Below are 17,679 nucleotides of genomic sequence, written 5' to 3' on the forward strand. Positions count from 1 at the left end.
AGCGTTCGTCCTGAGCCAGGATCAAACTCTTTATAAATGATATTTATCACTTAAAAAGTGTTAAATCTTTTTCGCTCAGTACGCAATCGCTTGCGTCCTGTGTGAATTACTTTGTTTGGAATTGTTTTACGTGTTTTTCCAACACGAAAATAGGTTCCGTTACAAGTTTTTCGATATTGTTCAATTTTCAAGGTCCTGTGCGCCTCAGCCGACCGGCTGACGACTTGATTATTTTATCACAGAAGTGATTTTTTGTCAAGCACTTTTTTCGAAGCGTTTCGAACGTTCTGAACTTGGATCGCTTCTAGTTTCTCGGAACAAACCGGAACTTCTCGGCGTCTATTGGTTCTTTTCTCTCGCTTCTCAGCTGGGACTTCGGAAGTCATTCTTTTGTCTCAGCGCTTGGCGCTCAAGTATAATACCATACACCCGCCCGTTTGGCAACCCCTTTTTTCAACTTTTTTGCCTTTTTTTCTCAGTTCGGCCTTTTTACCAGTTTTTTGCGCGGAACTTGCATCTCCTTTGACGCGATGGATACAACCGTTTATTTTTCTGCTTTCTCTCTATATAATGTAATAATATAAGGCCCGCGTATAGATACAGACGGATATTACGGCCCGGAATGCAGATACTTTTCTTGTGCGATTTGTCAAGCCCTCCGGCCTCAAATTTTGCTCTGAAAATCTTCCCGGATTTTTGGCGAAAGCGACGAAGCACAAAATGTAGTGGTTTTCCCATTGACATATCACTAAATAGTGATATCATAGAATTACATTCCAATGAACGCATTTCAGAAGATCTGCGGGCGGCTCCTGTTCCAGGAGACGCCCGTTTGAACTGCGGCAGAAAACCACAACGCGACAGAAAGATGGAGGAACGCCATGAAGATCATCAAGCGCAACGGGTCCGAGGTCCCGTTCGATATCACCAAGATCATCACCGCTGTTACCAAGGCCAGTGATTCCGTGGGCGGCAAGAGCCGCCTGACCCGCGAGCAGATCAACCAGATCGCCGACGACGTCACGGAGCAGTGCCAGGCGCTCAACCGCGCCGTCAGCGTGGAAGAGATCCAGGATATGGTCGAGAATAAGCTGATGGACATGAAGGCGCACGACATCGCCCGCCATTATATCACCTACCGCTATATCCAGAGCCTGAAGCGCCAGACCAACACCACCGATGAGCGCATCCTGAGCCTGATCGAGTGCCAGAACGAGGAAGTCAAGCAGGAGAACGCCAACAAGAACCCCACCGTCAACAGTGTGCAGCGCGACTACATGGCTGGTGAGATCTCCAAAGACCTGACCGCCCGCCTGCTGCTGGACCCGGAGATCGTCAAGGCGCATCAAGAGGGCCTGATCCACTTCCACGATTCCGACTACTTCGCACAGCACATGCACAACTGCGACCTGGTCAACCTGGAAGATATGCTCCAGAACGGCACCGTCATCTCCGGTACCTATATCGAGAAGCCCCACAGCTTCTCCACCGCCTGCAACATCGCGACCCAGATCATCGCGCAGGTCGCCTCCAACCAGTACGGCGGCCAGAGCATCAGCCTGACCCATCTGGCGCCCTTTGTGGACGTCTCCCGCCGGAAGATCGCCAACGAGGTCGAGGTCGAGATGGAGGGTCTGGATGTCTCCGCTGAGCGGAAGAAGGAGATCGTCGAGCGCCGCCTGCGCAATGAGATCAACCGCGGCGTCCAGACCATCCAGTATCAGGTCGTCACCCTGATGACCACCAACGGTCAGGCCCCCTTCATCACCGTCTTCATGTATCTGGGCGAAGCCCGCAACGCACAGGAGAAGGCCGACCTGGCCATCATCATCGAGGAGACCATCCGCCAGCGCTATCAGGGCGTCAAGAACGAAGCCGGCGTCTGGATCACCCCCGCCTTCCCCAAGCTCATCTATGTGCTGGAAGAGGACAACATCCGCCCCGGCACCCCCTATTACTACCTGACGGAGCTGGCCGCCAAGTGCACCGCCAAGCGGATGGTGCCCGACTATATCTCCGAGAAGAAGATGCTGGAGATGAAGGTGGACAAAAACGGCGAAGGCCACTGCTACACCTGCATGGGCTGCCGCAGCTTCCTGACCCCCTATGTGGACCCGGAGACCGGAAAACCCAAGTACTATGGCCGCTTCAATCAGGGCGTCGTCACCATCAACCTGGTGGACGTGGCCCTGTCCTCCGGCGGCAACTTTGACAAGTTCTGGAAGATCTTTGATGAGCGTCTCGACCTGTGCCACCGCGCCCTGCAGGCACGGCATAAGCGTCTGCTGGGCACCCCCAGCGACGCCGCCCCCATCCTGTGGCAGTACGGCGCACTGGCCCGTCTGAAGAAGGGCGAGAAGATCGACAAACTGCTCTTCGGTGGCTACTCGACCATCAGCCTGGGGTATGCCGGCCTGTATGAGTGCGTCAAGTATATGACCGGCCGCAGCCACACCGATGCCGGTGCAAAGCCCTTTGCCCTGAGTGTGATGCAGCACATGAACGACAAGTGCAATGAGTGGAAGAAGGCCGAGAACATGGACTACTCCCTCTACGGCACCCCGCTGGAATCCACCACCTACAAGTTCGCCAAGTGCCTGCAAAAGCGGTTCGGCATCGTGCCCGGCATCACGGACAAGAACTATATCACCAACAGCTACCACGTCCATGTCTCCGAGCCGATCGACGCCTTCACCAAGCTGAAGTTCGAGAGCGAGTTCCAGAAGCTTTCGCCGGGTGGTGCCATCAGCTATGTGGAAGTGCCCAACATGCAGGACAATCTGGAAGCCGTCATGAGTGTGCTCCAGTTCATCTACGACAACATCATGTATGCGGAGCTGAACACCAAGTCCGACTACTGCCAGTGCTGCGGCTACGACGGCGAGATCCGGATCGTAGAGGACGACGGCAAGCTGGTCTGGGAGTGCCCCAAGTGCGGCAACCGCGACCAGAACAAACTGAACGTCGCCCGCCGCACCTGCGGCTACATCGGCACCCAGTTCTGGAACCAGGGCCGTACCCAGGAGATCAAGGATCGGGTCCTGCATTTGTAACCCTCTCAGGCGCTTTGCGCCAGCTCCCCCCCCAAAAGGGGAGCCATTGGCAACCGACAACAAGCATCATCAAATGGAAAAGCAAAGCAGTGCGCTCTGCTTTCAGGTTTCATCCGTCATGAACTACGCTACCATCAAATATTACGATATCGCCAACGGCCCCGGTGTGCGCACCAGCGTCTTCGTTTCCGGGTGCCGCCATCACTGCCCCGGCTGCTTCAATGCGGTGGCCTGGGATTTCGGCTACGGCAAGCCCTTCGACAAGGCCGTCCGCAACGAAGTCTTCGCCTCCTGCCAGCCGGACTATATTGCCGGGCTGAGCCTGCTGGGCGGCGAGCCCATGGAGCCGGAGAATCAGCGGGAACTTCTGCCCTTTGTGCGGAACTTCAAGGCCCTCTACCCCCATAAAACGGTCTGGTGCTACTCCGGCTACACCTGGGAGCAGCTGACCGGCACAGAGCCCTGCGCCGCCCGCTGCGAAGTCACCGATGAACTGCTGGCCCTGCTGGACGTCCTCGTGGACGGCCGGTTCGTGGAGGCTCAGCATGACATCTCCCTGCGCTTCCGCGGCAGCTCCAACCAGCGGCTGCTGGATGTGCCCCGGTCTCTTGCCGCCGGGCAGCCCGTGTGGTGGGAGGACGAACAGGTCTTTGCGACCCACACGATGTGATCTTACAAAAAAGCAGACATGCCGCCGTTTCCGGTGCTGCATGTCTGCTTTTTCTATGCCTGTTTCAGGACCTTTTCAAACTCTGCTTCCAGTGCTTCGTTCACCGCGCGGACGGCGGCCGGGTCGGGCTTGACCGCCTGTCGGTCGTAGGTGAACAGGCCGTTCACCTCGTCCTCCACATCGCTGACCTGGGTGTACACCAGGGCCGACAGCCCGTTCCGGAGCTGCGGGAGCACCGTTTCCAATTGCAGTTTCCGGTAGCGCCCGGTCAGCTCGGCGCGGCTCCTTGCCGTGCCGTAGCCGTAGGTCCTGCGGGGCGGCTCGTGGCCGGGCATCGGCCAGGCGATGCCGCCATATTCGCTGAGCGCAACGGTGCGGCGGCCGGGCCGGAGATGGATCGGATAGAAATAGTTGTGGCGGGAGTCCACATCGCCGCCGCCCTGGTCATACCACCCGCTGGCCTCGTCCACCAGACGGTCGGGGTCGAGGGCGCGGAGCGTTTCGACTGCCTGCGCGGCATCGAACTGCCCCCACCCCTCGTTGAAGGGCACCCAGCAGCCGATGCAGGGATGCCCCCGCAGGGCCTCCACCGTTGCTTCCAGCTCCCGGCCATATTCTTCCCGGCTGGCCTCGCTGCGGCGGCTCAGCAGACCCCGGAGGGCCGCTGTGTCGGGCAGTTTCCGCAGCAGCGGCTGCAGCACGTTGGTCAGGTAGGTCACGAACCACAGCCGGTACGGCTCGCCGCCGTTCACCATGTCCTGCCAGACGATGAGGCCCAGTTTGTCGCAGTGGTAATACCACCGCTGCGGCTCGATCTTCGCGTGTTTGCGCAGCAGATTGAAACCCAGTTCCTTGATGGTCTGCAATTCATGCACCACCGCCGCGTCGGACGGCGGGGTATACAGGCCCTCCGGCCAATAGCCCTGGTCGAGCAGACCGTTCAGCAGGAGGGGCCGGTCGTTCAGGCAGAAGCGCAGCACACCCCTTGCATCGGGCGCACAGCTCCACTTCCGCAGGGCGAAATAGCTGTGCACCGTGTCGAAGCTCTCTTCCTCCCCCTGGGTCGTACCGACGGTCAGGTCGTAGAGGAAGGGGCTGTCCGGGCTCCACGGGAAGAAATGCTCCTCCGGGATGTTCAGCGTCACCGCGCCGTCCCGGTCAGCCTCGTCGCTGCCCCAGTCCTCTGCGATGGTCACGCCGCCGGCCCGCACCACCGCCCAAAGGTTCACCGCCCCGCCGGGCTTTGCCGTGCGGGCCCGGACGGTCACGGTCCGAGCGTCGTAGTCCGGGGTGACGGTCAGCGTCTCGATGTAGTTGTCCGGCACCCGCTCCAGCCAGACGGTCTGCCAGATGCCGCTCTGGGCCGGGTAGAACATCCCGCCGGGCCGGAGCGTCTGTTTGCCCCGCGCCTGCACCCCGGCCCCGGTGGGGTCCTGCACAGCCACCCACAGGCGGTTGTGGTCGGCGTTCAGGGCCTCGGTGATGTCGAACGTAAAGGGCCAGTAGCCGCCCCGGTGGCCGCCCACCAGATGCCCGTTGACCTGCACGGCGCAGGCGTAGTCCACGGCACCGAAGTGGAGCAGCACCCGGCCCCCGGAACCGGCAGGCGGGGCAAGGCTGCGGTGGTAGTGGAGCCACTCGCCGGGCTGAAGGGTCCGCCCCACGCCGGAAGCCCGCGTCTCCGGGGAATAGGGCACGAGGATGTCTCCCTCCCACTGCCGGGGCAGCTGCGCCGACTTCGTGATGGCGAACTGCCACAGACCGTTCAGGGATTCGAAACTGTCCCGCCGCAGGGCAGGGCGCGGGTATTCCGGCAGAGGATGCTGCGTCTTGGTCATCGTGGTCACCGCTTTCTGGCGTTTTGGCCTGTTCTGCCCCCATTCTAGCACAGAAAAACAGACTTGTATAGCGGCTTGCCGTATATCCCGCCGCCGCAGCGCATACAATGCTTCCAGAACCAAACAAGGGTGGGAGGCATGGGCATGTTTGTGGTAACGCTGAACAAGGCAAGTCTGAAGAAGGTCGGCATCGGGGCCATGTGCTGTGCGCTGGTGGCGTTCAGTGCGCTGCTGGGGCGGTACATCAGCACCCGCACGGTGGCGGTCTCGGCCAGCGGAAACAAGATCGAGAGCGCACAGGACATCCAGACCTGGTTCACCGGCTACGGCCTGGATGTGGACGGCGCATCCATCACGGCGGATAAGGTCAAGATCCCCCGCAAGTGGGACGACAGCTTCTCCGCCTTCAATGGGGTGGTGCAGCAGAGCGGGCTGGACCTGACCCGCTACAAAGGGAAGACTGTCGAAAAATGGACGGCGCTCATCCCCGCCGCCAGCAAGGGCGACCTGAGCCAGTATGGTGTGCTGCTGGTCTACCGGAAAAAGGCCATCGGAGCCTACCTGCTCGAAAAGCCCTCCGGCACCGTGACCGGCCTCAAGGACGCCCAGAGCGCCGCCCTGGCCGAGGAGCAGCAGGCCGAGCAGGTCTCCGGTGAGGATTACAGCGGCGACTGGGGCGAACGCCACGACGAAGAGCTGGGAGCTTCCGACCAGGCGCAGCAGACCTCCGGCGAGGACTTCAGCGGCGACTGGGGCGAACGCCACGACGAGGAGCTGGGGGCTTCCGGGCAGGCGCAGCAGACTTCCGGCGAGGACTACACCTACACCGACCTTCCGCTGGATGCCGAGGGGTATCCCGTCGAATAACCTGCGTTGAAAATTTTCCACCAAAAATTCTGTGGAACTATACCAAAAAAGTTGCATGAAAATCAGCGAAATGGGATAATGAAAAAACAGCGAATGAGGTTTATAATATAAGTAGTGTATCCCGCAGCAGGATTGGGCTGCCTCCGGCGCGGCCGATGGCCCCGGAGCATGATGAAGGGGATACCCAGTAAGGAGAAATGATCATGAAGGAATTTCAGTACACTGTCAAGGATGCCTGCGGCATCCACGCACGTCCCGCCGGCCTGCTGGTCAAGGTCGTCAAGGGCTTTTCCAGCACCGCTACCCTCGAAAAGAACGGCAAGACCTGCGACCTGCGCAAGCTGATGGCTCTGATGGGCATGGGCGTCAAGCAGGGCGAGACCGTCACCGTCAAGGTCGAGGGCGAGGACGAGGAGGCTGCAGCCGCAGCCATCCAGCAGTTCCTGACCGAGAACGTCTGAGGACAAGTGAGCCAAAGCCCTTGCGGGACCTTCCTGCGGGGGCTTTTTCGCACATCTGAAATGAGAAGGAGATATGAACGATGCAGGTAGGTACCGGTAAAAGCATCCTGAACGGGATCGCCATTGGCAAACTGAAGCTTTACAAGAAAAAGGACGCCGTCATCTCGGCCGCCGACGTCACCGACACCGCCGCTGAGGAAGCCCGCTTCGAAGACGCCCGCGCCAAGGCCATCGACCAGCAGACCGCCCTTTACGAAAAGGCGCTGGACGAGGCTGGTGAGGACATCGCCGAGGTGTTCAACATCCATGCCATGATGCTGGACGACGACGACTTCGTGGACGCCATCAAGGAGATCATCAACGGCCAGCACAAGTGTGCCGAGTACGCCGTCAAGACCGCCGGGGACAACCAGGCCGCCGTCTTCGCCGCCATGGATGACCCGTATCTGCAGGCCCGCAGCGCCGACGTCATCGACATCGCGCAGGCCATGCTGGATATCCTGCAGGGCGTGGACAACGCCACGCTGCAGGGCACAGAGCCCAGCATCCTCGTGGCCGAGGATCTGGCTCCCTCCGAGACGGTCCGGATGGACAAGAGCCTGCTGCTGGGCTTCATCACCCGCGAGGGCAGCTCCAACAGCCACACCGCCATTCTGGCCCGCAGCATGAACATCCCCGCCCTGATCCAGTGCAAGGAGATCCAGGACGACTGGGACGGCAAGATGGCCGTGGTAGACGGCTACAACGCCTGCGTGTATGTAGACCCCACCCCCGATCTGCTGGAGAGCCTGACCAAGCGTCAGCAGGAAGACCAGAAGAAGCTCGCCCTCCTCTCCGAGCTCAAGGGCAAGCCCAACACCACGCTGGACGGCAAGACCATCAACGTCTTCGCCAACATCGGCGGCATGAGCGATGTGGGTGCCGTGCAGCAGAACGACGCCGGCGGCGTGGGCCTGTTCCGCACCGAATTCGTCTACCTGAACTGCAAGGACTTCCCCACCGAGGACTACCAGTTCGAAGCCTACAAGCAGGTGATGGAGAGCCTGGCCCCCAAGAAGGTCGTCGTCCGCACCTGTGACATCGGTGCCGACAAGACCGTCGATTACATGAAGCTCGACCATGAGGACAACCCCGCCCTGGGCTACCGCGCCATCCGCATCTGCCTGACCCGCCGGGACTTCTTCAAGACCCAGCTGCGGGCTCTGCTCCGCGCTTCGGCCTACGGCAACATGAGCATCATGTTCCCCATGATCTCCAGCCTGCGGGAGCTGCAGGATGCCAAGGCCGTCCTCGAAGAGTGCAAGCAGGAGCTGACCGCTGAGGGCAAAAAGTTCAGCAGCAGCATCGAGGTTGGCACCATGATCGAGACTCCCGCCGCCGTCCTCATCGCCGACGATTTGGCCGCCGAGTGCGACTTCTTCTCCATCGGCACCAACGACCTGACCCAGTACACCTGCGCACTGGACCGCCAGAACGCCAAGCTGGAACCCTTCTTCGACCCGCACCACCCGGCTGTGCTCAAGGCCATCCAGATGACCATCGAGGCCGGCCACCGCCACGGCATCTGGGTCGGCATCTGCGGCGAGCTGGGCGCGGACACCGCCCTCACCGAGACCTTCCTCCGGATGGGTGTGGACGAGCTTTCCATGAACGCCAAGAGTATCCTGCCCGTGCGCAAGATCATCCGCAGCGTCAACCTGAGCAAGCCCTCCGCCAAGAACATCTGAGTCCCGCGTTCCCCTGCATCCACAGCCCCCTTTGCGGCCCCTTTCCGCCGCCCTGGGGGCTGTTTTCTATCCCATCGTTTCCGGGCAGACACGACTGAATTTCATGTTTTGCCGCCGCAACAAGCCGCGCTTTCATCCCGAAACGCTTCCCAACACGAAAGCAACATGCTATACTAGGTGCAAGTCATTCTGCCGCCAAATTTATCGTATCAGGAGAGATTGGCATGACCCAATTATTGATCCGTTTGTTTATCCGGGACCCGGACGACACCCGCAACCCCGCCGTCCGCACCGCCTACGGCAACCTGGCCAGCCTGGTCGGCATGGCCTGCAATCTGCTGCTCTGCATCGGCAAACTGGTTGCCGGCACCCTGTTCGGCTCCATCGCCATCATGGCAGATGCTCTGAACAACCTGTCGGACGCTTCGTCCAACATCGTCAGCCTCATCGGCTTCCGGCTGGCCGCCAAGGCCCCGGACGCCGAGCACCCCTACGGCCACGCCCGGTACGAATACCTTGCCGGGCTGGTGGTCAGCGTCACCATCCTGGCCATCGGGCTTTCGCTGGGCAAGGAATCGGTGGTGAAAGTCCTCCACCCCACACCCGTCATCTTCAGCTGGCTCAGCATCGGTGTGCTGGCCGCTTCCATCGCCGTCAAGCTCTGGATGAGCCGCTTCAACCGCACCGTAGGGCAGCGCATCGCCTCCGAGACGCTGCTCGCCACCGCTGCCGACAGCCGCAACGACGTGCTGACCACGAGCGCCGTCCTGCTCTCCACCATCCTGTGCAGTGCCACGGGCTGGAACATCCTCGACGGCCTCATGGGCGTGGCGGTGGCCGCGTTCATCCTCTGGTCCGGCTGGGGCCTCGTGATGGACACCCTCAGCCCGCTGCTGGGCGAAACGCCCTCGCCGGAGCTGGTGGCGCACATCGAGCGGACCGTCATGTCCTACCCTGGTGTGCTGGGCGTACACGACCTCATGGTCCACGATTACGGCCCCGGCCACCAGTTCGCTTCGCTCCACGTCGAGTTCCCGGCCGAAAGCGACCCGCTGACGGCCCATGACGTCATCGACAACATCGAGCGGGATTTCCTGAAAAAAGACAACCTGCAGGTCACCATCCACTACGACCCCATCGTGACCTCGGACGCCAAGGTCGGTGTGCTGCGCACCCGCCTGACGGAGCACCTCCGCCAGCTGGACCCGCAGCTCTCCATCCACGACCTGCGCATCGTCCCCGGCGACACCCACACCAACGTCCTGTTCGATCTGGCCTTCCCCGCCGGGTACACCGGCGATACGGACGCCGTCATGGCCGAGATGTGCCGCTTCGTCACCGGGCAGGACCCGAACTACAGCTGCATCATCAAGCTGGAGCAGAGCTATGCCGCTGTGCCCCAAAGCCAGAAATAACATCATCAGGGGGAAGTATTTATGTTGAACGAGACCTACCGCGGGATGCTGGCGCACAAGAGCGTCATCCGTGAGACCTTCATGTACGGCAAGCAGCGCGCCGCTGAGATCGGCTATGAGAACGTCTTCGATTACTCGCTGGGCAACCCCAGTGTGCCCTGCCCGCCGCAGTTCACCCAGGCGATGCAGAACCTGCTGGAGACCGAAGGGCCGGTAGACCTCCACGGTTACTGCCCCAGCCAGGGCGACCCCGGTTTCCGCACCGCCGTGGCAGACCACCTGGCCAAGACCTTCGGCCTGCCCTATGCGCAGAAGGACATCTTCCCCACGACCGGTGCCGCCGGTGCCATCGCCCATGCCATCCGCGCCGTGACCCAGCCCGGCGACGAGGTGCTGACCTTCGCCCCCTACTTCCCGGAATACGGCCCCTACGTCGCAGGCACCGGGGCCTGCCTCAAGGTCGTGCCGCCGCAGGCCCCGGCCTTTCAGCCGAATCTCGACGCCTTTGAGGAGCTGCTGACCGAGCAGGTCGCCTGCGTCCTCATCAACACCCCCAACAACCCCACCGGTGTGGTCTACTCCGCCGAAACGCTGACCCGCATGGCCGAGCTGCTGACCGAAAAGAGCCGGGCCTACGGCCACACCATCTACCTCGTCAGCGACGAACCTTACCGCGACATCGCCTTCGACGGCAGACCGGTGCCCTACCCCGCCGCCTTCTACCCCCACACCCTCACCTGCTTCTCGTTCTCCAAGAGCCTGAGCCTGCCGGGCGAGCGCCTGGGGTATGTAGCAGTCCGCCCCGGCTGCGAGGGCGAAGACCTTCTCGTGGACATGATGGCCCAGATCTCCCGCTTCACCGGCCACAACTGCCCACCCAGCATCATCCAGCGGGCCGTCAGCCGCTGCCTGAACGTCACCAGCGATCTGTCCGTCTACGAGACCAACATGAACCTGCTGTACGACAAGCTCAAGGCCCTTGGTTTCGAGGTCGAGCGCCCCGGCGGCACGTTCTATATCTTCCCGAAGGCGTTGGAAGAGGACGCCAACGCCTTCTGTCTGCGGGCCCGCGCCTACGACCTGCTGCTCGTCCCCAGTGACAGCTTCGGCGTCAAAGGCTATGTGCGCCTGGCCTACTGCATCGACACCGAAAAGGTCGAGCGCAGCCTGCCCGCACTGGAACAGCTGGCGGCATCCTACCGCAAATGAACCGACTTCCCCCGGCGTACAGCTGGCAATGCCGCCGGGGTCGAAGATATCCGTCTGTTATGATCGAGAGGAAAGGGAAAGAACTATGGAAAAGATCAAGATGACGACCCCGCTGGTGGAGATGGACGGCGACGAGATGACCCGTGTGCTCTGGCAGGTCATCAAGGACGAGCTCATCCTGCCGTTCGTGGACCTCAAGACCGAGTATTATGACCTCGGCCTGCCCAACCGTGACGCCACCCGCGACCAGGTGACCCTCGACGCCGCCGAGGCCAACAAGAAATACGGCGTGGCTGTCAAGTGCGCCACCATCACCCCCAACGCCCAGCGGATGGAGGAGTACCAGCTCCATGAGATGTGGAAGAGCCCCAACGGCACCATCCGCGCTGCGCTGGACGGCACGGTCTTCCGTGCGCCCATTATGATCGACAGCATCAAGCCCGCCGTCAAGTACTGGAAGAAGCCCATCACCATCGCCCGCCACGCCTACGGCGACGTCTACAAGGCCACCGAGTTCCGCATCCCCGGCCCCGGCAAAGCGGAGCTGCGCTTCACCGGCGCGGACGGCACCCAGCAGTCCGCCACCGTCTACGACTTCGAGTGCGGCGGCGTCCTGCAGGGCCAGTACAACAAGGACAGCTCCATCCGCAGCTTCGCCCGCAGCTGCTTCAACTACGCGCTGGACCAGAAGCAGGACCTCTGGTTCGGTGCCAAGGATACCATCTCCAAGAAATACGACCACACCTTCAAGGACATCTTCCAGGAGGTCTACGACACCGAATACAAGGCCCGGTTCGAGGCCGCCGGTCTGGAATACTTCTACAGCCTCATCGACGACATCGTGGCCCGCGTCATCCGCAGCGAGGGCGGCTTCGTCTGGGCCTGCAAGAACTACGACGGCGACGTCATGAGCGACATGGTCTCCACCGCCTTCGGCTCCCTGGCCATGATGACCAGCGTTCTTGTCAGCCCAGACGGCAAGTTCGAGTTCGAAGCCGCCCACGGCACCGTCACCCGCCACTACTACAAGTACCTCAAGGGCGAGGCCACTTCCACCAACCCCATGGCCACCATCTTCGCCTGGAGCGGTGCTCTGAAAAAGCGCGGCGAGCTCGACAGCCTGCCCGACCTCGTCCACTTCGGCGAGGCCCTGGAAGCCGCCAGCCTCCAGACCCTCAACGACGGCATCATGACCAAAGACCTGTGCGGCCTTGCCGAGGGCATCACCCCCACCCCTGTGGACAGCCTCGGCTTCATCCGCGCCATCCGTGAGCGGCTGGAGAAGAAGTTCTGAGCCGCAGGAAGACTTGCATAAACAGAGCTTACATGCTACAATTAGAATTAGCCATGTAAGCTCTGTTTTTTTGTGAATGGAGCCTGGTCTGCGAAAAAGAGACCTGCAAAAACAACTGATATCCGCTCAATCGAGCTGTTTATCATCTACATCATAAAAGGAGAAATCATAAAAATGAAATTAGGTATCGTTGGTCTGCCCAACGTCGGCAAGTCCACTCTGTTCAACGCCATCACCTCCACCAAGAATGCGGAGGCGGCGAACTATCCGTTCTGCACCATCGAGCCCAACAGCGGCATCGTGGCCGTGCCCGACAAGCGCCTGGACAAGCTGGCTGAGATCTGGCAGACCAACAAAAAGACCCCCGCCATCGTCGAGTTCGTGGACATCGCCGGTCTGGTCAAGGGTGCCAGCCAGGGTGCCGGTCTGGGCAATAAGTTCCTGGGCCACATCCGCGAGTGCGACGCCATCGTGCATGTCGTCCGCTGCTTTGACGACGACAACATCATCCATGTCGTCGAGGATGTGACCAAGGCCGAGGCCGTGGACCCCATCGCCGACATTGATGCCATCGACTACGAGCTGATCCTGTCCGACCTGGAAGTCGTCCAGAACCGTGCCGGCCGGATGGCCAAGGCCGCCAAGAGCGGCAACAACAAGGGCGCTGCCGCCGAGGCCGCATGGCTGCAGCAGCTGGCCGACCACCTGAGCGCCGGCAAGCCTGCCCGCAGCTTCGACTTTGACGAGGGCGATGCCGAGCAGCAGACTGTCCTGCACGAGATGGGCCTGCTGAGCGCAAAGCCTGTCCTGTACGCCTGCAACGTAGGCGAGGACGACCTGATGGAGGGCATCGAGAACAACCGGTATGTCCCGCTGGTGGCCGCCCGCGCCAAGGAAGAGGGTGCCCGCTACATCCCCATCTGCGCCAAGACCGAAGAGGACATCGCCGACTACTCGCCCGAAGAGAAGAAGGCCTTCCTGGCCGAGATGGGCATCGAGGCCAGCGGCCTGGACAACCTCATCACGGCCAGCTACGACCTGCTGGGCCTCATCTCCTTCCTGACCGACGGCAAGAAGGAGTGCCGCGCCTGGACCATCCGCAAGGGCACCAAGGCCCCGCAGGCAGCCGGTAAGATCCACAGCGACTTCGAGCGCGGCTTCATCCGCGCCAGCGTCATCGGCTACGGCGACCTCGAAGCCAACAACTTCGACTATGCCGCCGTCAAGGCCAAGGGCCTGCAGCGCACCGAGGGCAAGGAATACGTCGTCAAGGACGGCGATGTCATCGAGTTCCTGTTCAACGTCTGATGGCAGACGTTTTTCCCGACTCCACCGATTTGAAAAGAGAACGAGGTTTCCAAATGATTATTGGCATAATGGGCGCAATGCCCGATGAAGTCGAGCAGCTCTGCGCAAAGCTGGAAAACGTCACCGTAGAGCCTTACGGCGGCGTCGAATACCACAAGGGCACCCTGGCGGGCAAGGAGGTCGTGGTCTGCTGCGCCGGGATGGGCAAGGCCAACGCTGCTGCCACCACCCAGGTGCTCATCACCAAATTCGGTGCCGAGAAGATCATCTTCTCCGGCATCGCCGGCAACATGACCAGCAAGATCGGCATCGGCGATGTCGTCATCGGCAAGACTGTGCTCTACCACGACGCCCAGCTGGACATGATCTGCCAGAACCCGCCGTTCCTCAAGGAATACACCGGCGACCCGGCCCTCATCGCCGCCGCCGAAGCCGCCTGCAAGGCCGCAGGCGTCAAGGCGCTGACCGGCAGGATCGCCACCGGTGACCTCTTCGTCGGCGACAGCGAGACCAAGGCCGCCATCGAGGCCAAGTGCGCCCCCGACTGCGTGGAGATGGAAGGTGCCGCCGTCAGCCAGATCGCTGCCAAGAACGGTGTGCCCTGCGTCATCCTGCGGGCCATGAGCGACAACGCCGACGAGGACGGCCACGAAGTCCTGGTCGTCAAAAAGTTCAGCATTGCCGCGTATGTTGCCACCGCGACCCAGATCGTGGCCGCGATGGTGGAAGCGCTCTGAGCAGAGCGCCTTCCCTTTACAGAAAGCGTTCCAGCCGGATGCGGTTGTCCTCCTCAAAATCCTGCACTTTCTGCATCAGACGCTTGGAGCCGGGCGCGGCATCGGGATAGTCCTTCTGGGACTTGATGCAGTCCATCACGCCCTGGCTGCTGCCCTCGGAGAGCATCTCGGCCAGATTCCGGGTGGACTTGTCGGTCAGGGTCTTCATCCCGATGCCCATTCTGGTGTTGAGCTTTGCCATGGTGCTCTGGCCCTGGGCGGTTCCGCCGCAGGCCTCGATGGCGGTGTGGGCCTCCTGGTTCAGTTCGCGGTAGATGTTCCGTTCCCGCAGCAGTTCTGCCTTGAACTGCACGTCGTCCGTCATCGGCACGATCTGTTCCAGCGTGTTTTTGCCCATTTCCGTGTTCTGCACCACGGCTTCCAGCAGGCTGAGGTTGTCGTTTTTCAGATGTTCCATAACAAAAGATCCCCCTTCTGGCTCTTAGGATGTCCAGAAGGGGGATCTTTTATCCAGTGATCTTATCCGGCGCAGACCTGGCTGCCACCAGCTTCCTGCGCGGCCTTGAGCCGTGCTGCACAAAGCTCGTACAGTGCGTCCCAGTTCTTGCCCCGCACCTCGCAGGTGCAGGCGCAGCCGATGGACTGAGTGAACGGCACCCGGCGCATCAGGCCCACCGAGGCCACATAGGCACGGGGCATCTCCGCGTAGATGCTCCGCAGCTCCTCGGCCAGTTCGTTGCAGGTCTTGTCCGCACAGCCAATGGCGAACAGCGTATCGGTCAGGCGGCAGACCACCCGCTCGTCCGGGCGGTCGTAGCGCTTCTTCCACTGGTTCGCCACAAAGCAGACCAGCTGATCCATAACGGCATCGCCCTGCTCGGCCTGCATCTGCTCGACTCGGTCCAGCTCCACCAGCGCCAGCGAGGCGCAGCGGTGGGCGTCGGTCCAATCATCCAGGCGGGTGCAGAACTCGGTCTCAAAATAGCGGCGGTTGAACACGCCCGACAAAAAGTCGTGGTTCATGTCGTCGCGGCACATCTCCCGCTCGCGCGGGGACATCCGATCCTCCGGCAGGTCGTTGCCCGCCAGCGGCGCGGTCATCTGCAGTTTCCATACCTTGCCGTCCGCAACGATCTGGCGGCGCAGTACGCAGTCTACCTGCCCATTGCGCAGCTCATAGTCCACCATCAGGCCGTCATCCTGCCAGCTACGGGCTGCTTCTTCGTCCGCTTCGGTCAGGGTCACGTCCTCAAAGGCAGCCTGTGCGCTGCGCACAAATTCGCGCAGGTCCTGCTCGGTCCATTCTTTCTTCATGCGTTTTTCCCCATCATTGTGGTGCCGGATTCTCCCTCCCGGCACACCTTGCCACGAAAAACACTTTGAAAATGTTTTTCAGATTACAAAGATTATACCACTTCTGCGGAAGACTTGCCAGCAAAACGCACAAATTTCAACCAATTTTTTTGCAGATCCGTCAATCTGCTAACGTTCTCCCGGTTTTTCCGGTTTTATGCACGGCAGACTGCCTCGCACTCGCCCAGGATCTCTTCGGCCAGCTTCTTTGTGCCGAAGCCCTCGGCAGCGCGCCAGGTCCAGTTGCCGCCCAGACGGCCGGGCGTGTTCAGGTGGCCTTCCTCGCCCAGGCCCAGCCAGTCGGCCATGGGGATGATGGCGCGTTCGGAGGCCGAACCCAGCGCTGCGCGCAGCAGGGCCACGCGGGCCGCATCGGTCTTGACGGCGGCGACCTCTTTGGCCGTGGGGTGGCAGGGGGTCAGATGCAGGTAGGCACAGGCCATGGCCTTTTCCTTCTCAGACGCACCGATCTCCCACCAGGCGGTCAGGGTCGTGTTGTCGTGGGTGCCGGGGTAGACCACGCTGTTCCGGACGTGGTTGTGGGGCAGATACTCATTGTCTCCGCCGCCGAAGGCAAACTGCAGCACCTTCATGCCGGGGAAGCCGCTCTCCGCCAGCAGCTCGCGGACGCTGTCCACGATGTCGCCCAGGTCCTCGGCGATGATGGGCAGTTTGCCCAGCACGTTTTCCAGTGCATGGAACAGCTCCATCCGGGGGCCGATCTCCCACTTGCCGTCCTTGGCGGTCGTGCTGCCCGCCGGGATAGCCCAGTAGGTATCGAAGCCGCGGAAGTGGTCGATGCGGAGCAGGTCGTAGATGCCCAGTGCATGGCGGACCCGCTCGATCCACCAGGCATAGCCGGTCTCGCGGTGATACGGCCAGTTGTACAGCGGGTTGCCCCAGAGCTGGCCGTCGGCGGAGAAATAATCCGGCGGGCAGCCGGCCACGCGGGCAAAACTGCCGTCCGCCGCCAGCTCGAACAGCTGACCGCCCACCCAGGCGTCCACCGAGTCGGCCGAGACATAGATGGGGATGTCGCCCAGGATCTGGATGCCCTTGGCGTTGGCATAGGCTTTCAGCTTCTTCCACTGGATGGCAAACTCATACTGCAAAAACTTCCAGAAGCCGATCTCTTCCTCGTGCTCCGCGCGGAACGCGGCCAGTGCATGGCCATCCCGCATCCGGTATGCGCGGGGCCACTCGGTCCAGCTCTTCATCTGGTTGGCGGTCTTCAGGGCCATGTACAGTGCATAGTCCTCCAGCCAGCTCTCGTTTTCCAGCGTGAAGGCATAGTAGGCATCCGGGTAGTAGTGGGCGCAGCCGTGCAGCCCTTCGCACTGCCTGCGCCAGGCCGCGTATGCCGCGCGCAGGATCTTGTAGCGGCTGGTGTACAGGGTGCCGTAGTCCACCTGAAGCGGGTCTTCGCCCCAGGATTCCGCCTTGAGCTGGGCGGCGGTCAGCAGGCCCTCCGCCTTGAGGGCGTCGAGGTCGATGAAGTACGGGTTGCCCGCAAAGGCCGAGCAGCTCTGATAGGGGCTGTCCCCATAACCGGTGGGGCTCAGCGGCAGGATCTGCCAGATCTTCTGGCCCGCTGCGGCCAGAAAATCCACAAACGTTTCCGCTTCCGTTCCGAAGCAGCCAATTCCATAGGGGCCGGGCAGGCTGGACACCGGCATTAAAATTCCACTTTCACGCATGATGTACCTTCCTCATTTCGTTCGGATTTCGGTTATTTCCTATCATAACA

Annotated in this window: 14 protein-coding genes; 10 read left to right on the top strand and 4 right to left on the bottom strand. The window is 61.3% G+C overall.

Annotated elements, in window-relative coordinates; all coding sequences use genetic code 11:
* Nucleotides 1-881: 881 nt before the first annotated feature.
* Together nrdD and nrdG are read left to right on the top strand one after the other, a co-directional pair.
* The gene (gene nrdD / locus J3350_RS11775) at nt 882-3,053 is read left to right on the top strand and encodes an anaerobic ribonucleoside-triphosphate reductase (protein ID WP_207686752.1); all 2,172 of its coding nucleotides are present in this window, start codon (nt 882-884) and stop codon (nt 3,051-3,053) included.
* Nucleotides 3,054-3,171: 118 nt separating this feature from the next.
* Complete coding sequence (gene nrdG / locus J3350_RS11780) at nt 3,172-3,723, top strand: anaerobic ribonucleoside-triphosphate reductase activating protein (RefSeq protein WP_207686778.1); 552 nt, start codon at nt 3,172-3,174, stop codon at nt 3,721-3,723.
* A 53-nt stretch (nt 3,724-3,776) separates the two neighbouring features.
* On the opposite strand, the gene J3350_RS11785 is transcribed toward nrdG, so the two are convergent.
* Complete coding sequence (locus tag J3350_RS11785) at nt 3,777-5,561, bottom strand: glycoside hydrolase family 2 protein (protein WP_207686753.1); 1,785 nt, start codon at nt 5,559-5,561, stop codon at nt 3,777-3,779.
* A 144-nt stretch (nt 5,562-5,705) separates the two neighbouring features.
* Between J3350_RS11785 and J3350_RS11790 the strand changes: the two genes are divergently transcribed.
* The 8 genes from J3350_RS11790 to J3350_RS11825 all read left to right on the top strand — a co-directional run bounded on the left by J3350_RS11790 (nt 5,706) and on the right by J3350_RS11825 (nt 14,579).
* Complete coding sequence (locus tag J3350_RS11790; RefSeq protein ID WP_097793010.1) at nt 5,706-6,428, top strand: DUF4830 domain-containing protein; 723 nt, start codon at nt 5,706-5,708, stop codon at nt 6,426-6,428.
* Nucleotides 6,429-6,625: 197 nt separating this feature from the next.
* Nucleotides 6,626-6,889 carry an HPr family phosphocarrier protein gene (locus J3350_RS11795; protein WP_097793011.1) on the top strand — a complete coding sequence of 88 codons (264 nt, stop codon included), beginning with the start codon at nt 6,626-6,628 and terminating at the stop codon, nt 6,887-6,889.
* 80 nt (nt 6,890-6,969) lie between these two features.
* A complete protein-coding gene (ptsP, locus tag J3350_RS11800; protein ID WP_207686754.1) occupies nt 6,970-8,616 on the top strand; it encodes a phosphoenolpyruvate--protein phosphotransferase in 1,647 nt (548 codons plus the stop codon).
* Nucleotides 8,617-8,840: 224 nt separating this feature from the next.
* Nucleotides 8,841-10,031: a cation diffusion facilitator family transporter gene (locus tag J3350_RS11805; protein ID WP_207686755.1), complete on the top strand. Its 1,191-nt coding sequence runs from the start codon at nt 8,841-8,843 to the stop codon at nt 10,029-10,031.
* 21 nt (nt 10,032-10,052) lie between these two features.
* Complete coding sequence (locus J3350_RS11810) at nt 10,053-11,240, top strand: pyridoxal phosphate-dependent aminotransferase (RefSeq protein ID WP_207686756.1); 1,188 nt, start codon at nt 10,053-10,055, stop codon at nt 11,238-11,240.
* A gap of 85 nt (nt 11,241-11,325) precedes the next feature.
* A complete protein-coding gene (locus J3350_RS11815) occupies nt 11,326-12,534 on the top strand; it encodes an NADP-dependent isocitrate dehydrogenase (RefSeq protein WP_097793015.1) in 1,209 nt (402 codons plus the stop codon).
* 174 nt (nt 12,535-12,708) lie between these two features.
* On the top strand, nt 12,709-13,842 hold the full coding sequence (gene ychF / locus J3350_RS11820) for a redox-regulated ATPase YchF (protein ID WP_097793016.1): 1,134 nt from the start codon (nt 12,709-12,711) through the stop codon (nt 13,840-13,842).
* 53 nt (nt 13,843-13,895) lie between these two features.
* Entirely contained in the window at nt 13,896-14,579 is a 684-nt protein-coding gene (locus tag J3350_RS11825) for a 5'-methylthioadenosine/adenosylhomocysteine nucleosidase (protein ID WP_097793017.1), read from the top strand.
* Between the two features lie 16 nt (nt 14,580-14,595).
* Here J3350_RS11825 and J3350_RS11830 read toward each other — a convergent pair whose 3' ends face one another.
* The 3 genes from J3350_RS11830 to malQ all read right to left on the bottom strand — a co-directional run bounded on the left by J3350_RS11830 (nt 14,596) and on the right by malQ (nt 17,629).
* Complete coding sequence (locus J3350_RS11830) at nt 14,596-15,036, bottom strand: hypothetical protein (RefSeq protein ID WP_207686757.1); 441 nt, start codon at nt 15,034-15,036, stop codon at nt 14,596-14,598.
* Nucleotides 15,037-15,098: 62 nt separating this feature from the next.
* Nucleotides 15,099-15,893, bottom strand: a complete 795-nt coding sequence (locus tag J3350_RS11835) for a diguanylate cyclase domain-containing protein (RefSeq protein WP_207686758.1) — start codon at nt 15,891-15,893, stop codon at nt 15,099-15,101.
* Nucleotides 15,894-16,087: 194 nt separating this feature from the next.
* A complete protein-coding gene (gene malQ / locus J3350_RS11840; RefSeq protein WP_207686759.1) occupies nt 16,088-17,629 on the bottom strand; it encodes a 4-alpha-glucanotransferase in 1,542 nt (513 codons plus the stop codon).
* Between the last annotated feature and the right edge of the window lie 50 nt (nt 17,630-17,679).

This window comes from Faecalibacterium sp. Marseille-Q3530, assembly GCF_017377625.1.
In the GTDB taxonomy this organism is placed as follows: domain Bacteria; phylum Bacillota; class Clostridia; order Oscillospirales; family Ruminococcaceae; genus Faecalibacterium; species Faecalibacterium prausnitzii_E.

Excerpts from the sequence above, each read along its gene's own strand:
- nrdD (WP_207686752.1), top strand. The coding sequence starts at position 882 with ATGAAGATCATCAAGCGCAACGGGTCCGAGGTCCCGTTCGATATCACC.
- nrdG (WP_207686778.1), top strand. The coding sequence starts at position 3,172 with ATGAACTACGCTACCATCAAATATTACGATATCGCCAACGGCCCCGGT.
- J3350_RS11785 (WP_207686753.1), bottom strand. The coding sequence starts at position 5,561 with ATGACCAAGACGCAGCATCCTCTGCCGGAATACCCGCGCCCTGCCCTG.
- J3350_RS11790 (WP_097793010.1), top strand. The coding sequence starts at position 5,706 with ATGTTTGTGGTAACGCTGAACAAGGCAAGTCTGAAGAAGGTCGGCATC.
- J3350_RS11795 (WP_097793011.1), top strand. The coding sequence starts at position 6,626 with ATGATCATGAAGGAATTTCAGTACACTGTCAAGGATGCCTGCGGCATC.
- ptsP (WP_207686754.1), top strand. The coding sequence starts at position 6,970 with ATGCAGGTAGGTACCGGTAAAAGCATCCTGAACGGGATCGCCATTGGC.
- J3350_RS11805 (WP_207686755.1), top strand. The coding sequence starts at position 8,841 with ATGACCCAATTATTGATCCGTTTGTTTATCCGGGACCCGGACGACACC.
- J3350_RS11810 (WP_207686756.1), top strand. The coding sequence starts at position 10,053 with ATGTTGAACGAGACCTACCGCGGGATGCTGGCGCACAAGAGCGTCATC.
- J3350_RS11815 (WP_097793015.1), top strand. The coding sequence starts at position 11,326 with ATGGAAAAGATCAAGATGACGACCCCGCTGGTGGAGATGGACGGCGAC.
- ychF (WP_097793016.1), top strand. The coding sequence starts at position 12,709 with ATGAAATTAGGTATCGTTGGTCTGCCCAACGTCGGCAAGTCCACTCTG.
- J3350_RS11825 (WP_097793017.1), top strand. The coding sequence starts at position 13,896 with ATGATTATTGGCATAATGGGCGCAATGCCCGATGAAGTCGAGCAGCTC.
- J3350_RS11830 (WP_207686757.1), bottom strand. The coding sequence starts at position 15,036 with ATGGAACATCTGAAAAACGACAACCTCAGCCTGCTGGAAGCCGTGGTG.
- J3350_RS11835 (WP_207686758.1), bottom strand. The coding sequence starts at position 15,893 with ATGAAGAAAGAATGGACCGAGCAGGACCTGCGCGAATTTGTGCGCAGC.
- malQ (WP_207686759.1), bottom strand. The coding sequence starts at position 17,629 with ATGCGTGAAAGTGGAATTTTAATGCCGGTGTCCAGCCTGCCCGGCCCC.